This window comes from Bacteroidota bacterium (genome assembly GCA_018692315.1).
In the GTDB taxonomy this organism is placed as follows: domain Bacteria; phylum Bacteroidota; class Bacteroidia; order Bacteroidales; family JABHKC01; genus JABHKC01.
Map to the genome: position 1 here is coordinate 1 of JABHKC010000159.1, position 3,724 is coordinate 3,724.

Here is a 3,724-nt window from a genome sequence, read left to right on the forward strand (position 1 = left end):
ATTATGCAGGTTAGAAATAACTAATCCCTAATAAAAACCATTTTTGCATTTTGTATGAATTTGCTGGTTTAGATTTAGTTCAACTTGTCGCAAAAAATCAAATTGTAAAGTTTATGATTGTTCCGTATATTTCTTATTTTTGGAGATATACAGAATTTGATTAAAAAAAATAATTTTATAAGATAAAATCAAAGGGAAAAATACAAAAATAATTTGCGAGCTTACAGAATTCTTATATTTTTGCAAAAGCATTTTTAACATTAAATGAATGAACAACAAAGTCATTCAATATTAGAACATGAATTGAGTAAAACAAAAGAAACATTCGCACATATATCAAGCACAAAGTTTAATGAAATTCATAATCCTTTCGATGATATGGATATTAAAAACAAAAAATAATAATAAAGAAATAAACGGAATTTTCTGTTTATACTAATGTTGTGTTTAATTATGATAAAACCCACACTCGTTTACAAAAAGTAAAAGGAATACAAATGATTGAACCAATTAAAACAGGATTTTATAGTTTGAAGCAGTTTTTAATTGCTTCCATTCTCGGTGGGCCTGCTATTGGTGGTTTCATCGTAACATTAAACCTTTGGGCAAAACAAAAAAGATATTTAGCTTTTATTCCAGCAATAATAGGATTGCTCTTAGATTTATTATTGATAATCCCTGTTTATTTTAGTGTTCAACATATTAATTCAATTTTATACAGGAATTTCGTTGCTATCGTATTGTTGTTTATTTTACAAGCGATTGTAGCTTTTTTATTCAGACATTATTTCAAAAAGAATAATAAAGCAAATGCTTTGATATTTTCAGCGAAAAATATTAAAGCTATCCATACAAGAAAACTATTTCCACTTATATTAATATGCCTCATTTATTTTGTCACCGATTTTATATTTCCTTTCTACTTTTGGATATTTTTGGCTTTCTATTTAATTCCACATTTTTACATTTATATTCGTATTTATAATGAGTTTAGCAATAAGAAAATTGCAAAAATTGTATTATCAGGTGTCGTTTTTTTAGGGAGTTTGGTACCTATGGTTTATTCTACGGGTGAAATTGTTTTCGCTATAATGGGTAGGGGAAGTTTGTTTTATACCTATTTGAATTATGCTATCGGATTTTATATAACATTTGTTTTCTATTTTCTTCTATTTATTATTGCACTGCAATTATTAAAGTTAATTAATTCCGTTATTCATTTATTACCAAGTCAACACCTGAAGAATAAAAAGATTAAACTCTTAAATATTGTTGTTATTAATATTTGTGCTCTACTAATAACAGGTTATGGGTTTTACAACAATAATAAACCCGTAGTTAAAAACTATAATGTTACTGTTCCACAGAAAGAATCGACTCTTAAATCATTAAAAGTAGTTTGTATAGCCGATTTGCATTTAAAAGAGATGACAAGCAAGAAGTTCCTGCGAAAACTTACTGCTGAAATTAATAATTTACAGCCTGATATTATTGTTATTCCGGGTGATGTAATTGAATTTTACGGGAATGCTAATTCAGAAAAGCTAAAAGAATTTAGCTGCATTTTATTAGATTTATCTGCAAAATATGGTGTATATGTAACAAATGGAAATCACGATTATCATAATGGCATAGCAGATAGTTTTAGCTTTTTTAACCACTCAAAAACTACAATATTAATGGATTCGTTGGTTGAAGTTGATAAGAAGTTTTGTGTAATGGGATTAATTTATCGCGGTAATCATGAGAAAAGACCAATTGATTCAATATTACAATTTAAAACACAAGACTTACCATTAATTTTATTAGACCACGCACCCTATTGTCTTGAAGAGGCAATTCAAAATAAAATAGACATACAATTTTCAGGTCATACTCACAATGGACAAATTTGGCCTTTAAATTATATAGTAAGTGCTTTGTATGAAAATTCTTGGGGATATAGGAAATATGACGAGACTAATTTATTTGTCACCTGTGGGGTACAAGATGCATTATTGCCAGGTAGACAAGATGTAAGTATACCTGTCAGAATAGGTAGTTCTCCTGATATTTTGGAGATAGATATAGAATTTAAAAAGACTAATTTGATAAATAACTAAACACAATCGAGTAGGCGGCTGATGGCAAAATAGCCACCAGTGCAGCTCTCACAGTTCTGCTGAGCCTGCCGAAGTACCACAAAGCGTACAGGTCTCGTACTTAGCGGTTCATCAAGCAAAAGAAAATTAGAGTTGATACTCAGATGGAAAAGTTCTTCGAGAAAATTGAAAATGTTGAGAAAAGGAAATATAGCCTCTCAATTGTAGCCTTTTTATGCTTACTGAAGTTTTCATCATTGGACTTAGAGCAACTCAAAAGATGGGCGAAATACCAACACTGCAACAAAAATCGATGGTGGATATTTCATCGTTACTTTCATAATAGGCACTTCACAGATCACTACAAACAAGCAAGGGTATTACAAATTATCGCCTTTACAAATTCTCCCGAATACCTATCAGATACCATGTGAAGATAAAAAGTAAAGCAAACCCATATCTGCCGGAATTCGTTAAATATTTTTATCTGAGAACAAAATGGTGATAAGACATTGCAACGAATTGCAAACAAATAACTACTTTTGATGATAATGTTAAAGATTAGTAAAACAACAATTAGCGAGGTAACCCTTCGCCGTCTCGCACCTGCAGGATTTAAAGTGTATGAGCCGTGTGCAGGGAAACTTGCACGCACGATTTTTATGGGGCCTAAGCTACCCGATTGGGTAATTTGGAAAATGTCCTTAGAATTTGGAATGCTTACCAAAAATTGGTAACTTTGAGTAAAATTTAGAAAAATGAAAAATACATCTATATCACTTGGAAATTATTTTGACCAATTTGTAAGCACACAAGTTTCGGTTGGACGATATAAAAATGTCAGCGAAGTAATCAGAGCTGGACTGCGCCTTTTGGAAAATGAAGAAAGTAAAACAATTGCATTAAAGAATGCTATTAAGGAAGGCTTAAACAGTCCAAGAGTTGAAAGCTTTGACTTTGATGAAAATCTGAAAAATCTAAAATCTGAAAAAAGAAAGAATGCCTAAAGTTATATTGAGACAGGAAGCTATTGATGACTTGAATGACATTTGGGAATATACTTTTGAGAAATGGTCTGAAAATCAGGCTGACAAATATTATGAGACAATTAAGTTTGCTTGTAAAGGAATCGGAAAAAATCCTAAGCTTGGAAAAGAATATGCAGGAATAAGCAAAAATTTACTTGGGCTTAAATCAGAAAAACATATAATATTTTATCATTCTGTTTCAGAAGAAGAGATTGAGATTATTAGAATATTACACGAAAGAATGGATTTAAAAAATAGAATCGTTGAATAATAACTACACACAACACCTAAGAATATAAAAACAGCGAAAAACTACAGTGCCTGGCACTGTAGTTTTTATATTCGTTGTTGAGCTAAACCCAAGCCGGCGGGCTTAAAGTGAAGGATTTGGCGTATATGTATTTTTAATTATTTGGGGAATTTAGTGGGAGGAGGAATTTCCGATTTGTTTTCCGGTGATTATTTTCAATTGACAGTTTTTTAGAAATAACTAATCCCTAATAAAAACCATTTTTGCATTTTGTATGAATTTGCTGGTTTAGATTTAGTTCAACTTGTCGCAAAAAATCAAATTGTAAAGTTTATGATTGTTCCGTATATTTCTTATTTTTGGAG

General features: G+C 30.6%; 5 protein-coding genes. All 5 read left to right on the forward strand.

The window, feature by feature from the left end:
- The first annotated feature begins 264 nt into the window (after positions 1-264).
- The 5 genes from HN894_12300 (at position 265) to HN894_12320 (ending at position 3,380) form a co-directional block, all read left to right on the forward strand.
- The gene (locus HN894_12300; GenBank protein MBT7144102.1) at positions 265-402 is read left to right on the forward strand and encodes a hypothetical protein; all 138 of its coding nucleotides are present in this window, start codon (positions 265-267) and stop codon (positions 400-402) included.
- A gap of 41 nt (positions 403-443) precedes the next feature.
- A complete protein-coding gene (locus tag HN894_12305; GenBank protein MBT7144103.1) occupies positions 444-2,102 on the forward strand; it encodes a hypothetical protein in 1,659 nt (552 codons plus the stop codon).
- Positions 2,103-2,626: 524 nt separating this feature from the next.
- Positions 2,627-2,818, forward strand: a complete 192-nt coding sequence (locus HN894_12310; GenBank protein MBT7144104.1) for a hypothetical protein — start codon at positions 2,627-2,629, stop codon at positions 2,816-2,818.
- Between the two features lie 21 nt (positions 2,819-2,839).
- A complete protein-coding gene (locus HN894_12315; protein MBT7144105.1) occupies positions 2,840-3,088 on the forward strand; it encodes a type II toxin-antitoxin system ParD family antitoxin in 249 nt (82 codons plus the stop codon).
- Entirely contained in the window at positions 3,081-3,380 is a 300-nt protein-coding gene (locus HN894_12320; GenBank protein ID MBT7144106.1) for a type II toxin-antitoxin system RelE/ParE family toxin, read from the forward strand. The genes HN894_12315 and HN894_12320 overlap by 8 nt, the downstream gene beginning before the upstream one ends.
- Positions 3,381-3,724 lie beyond the last annotated feature (344 nt).

Bases quoted from the DNA above. Each gene is read 5' to 3' on its own strand.
- HN894_12300 (MBT7144102.1), top strand. From the start codon at position 265: ATGAATGAACAACAAAGTCATTCAATATTAGAACATGAATTGAGTAAA.
- HN894_12310 (MBT7144104.1), top strand. From the start codon at position 2,627: ATGATAATGTTAAAGATTAGTAAAACAACAATTAGCGAGGTAACCCTT.
- HN894_12315 (MBT7144105.1), top strand. From the start codon at position 2,840: ATGAAAAATACATCTATATCACTTGGAAATTATTTTGACCAATTTGTA.
- HN894_12320 (MBT7144106.1), top strand. From the start codon at position 3,081: ATGCCTAAAGTTATATTGAGACAGGAAGCTATTGATGACTTGAATGAC.